The organism is Flavobacterium sp. ALJ2, assembly GCF_015594725.1.
GTDB lineage: Bacteria > Bacteroidota > Bacteroidia > Flavobacteriales > Flavobacteriaceae > Flavobacterium.
Genome location: NZ_JADNRC010000055.1, coordinates 1 through 714, shown reverse-complemented (window position 1 = coordinate 714; position 714 = coordinate 1). Strand labels below are relative to the sequence as shown.

1 protein-coding gene is annotated in these 714 nt (G+C 35.0%); it reads left to right on the top strand.

Annotated elements, in window-relative coordinates; translation table 11 throughout:
- Window positions 1-714, top strand: a 714-nt coding sequence (locus tag IUY40_RS19185; RefSeq protein WP_229335701.1) for a transposase, incomplete at both ends; no start/stop codon positions are given.

Genomic DNA, 714 nt, shown 5'->3' with positions numbered 1-714 from the left:
TCCTTTAGAACATGGGCTCCAAGAGAACATGCCCACGAGTGGATTGTTTACCCTGAAAACATGGGTACTCATTTATCAATTGATGAAGTAGCTTTGTCTCAGAGTGAGCTTTTTACTATTGTAACCAATAAGAAAGCTAGAGGTAAAAAAGGTTGCTTAGTTGCTATTGTTGCTGGAACAAAGGCTGAGCAAGTCATTGAACATATCTGTAAAATTGACTATAAAAAAAGAAGTTGTGTTCAAGAAATAACACTTGATATGGCTAATTCTATGAAATTGATTGCCAAAAGATGTTTTCCAAAAGCGGTACAGGTTACTGATAGATTTCATGTTCAAAAATTAGCTCTAGAAGCATTACAGGAGATTAGAATAAAACATCGTTGGGAAGCTATGGATGCAGAGAATCAATTGATATTACAAGCCAAAAAAGAGAACAAAACCTATGTCCCAGAGCTTTTACCTAACGGAGACTCTGTAAAGCAGTTATTAGCCAGAAGTAGATATGCTCTTTATAAATCTCCGCAAAAATGGACTGAGAGTCAAAATGAAAGAACTTTAATCTTATTTGAGTTATATCCTGATATCAAAACAGCTTATAGAATAGTTCAGCAACTTCGTGGGATTTACAACAACTACAATGACAAACACATTGCTATGACCAAACTAGCTCATTGGTTCAGGAATGTAGAAGAATCCGGTTTTAAAAACTTTAAC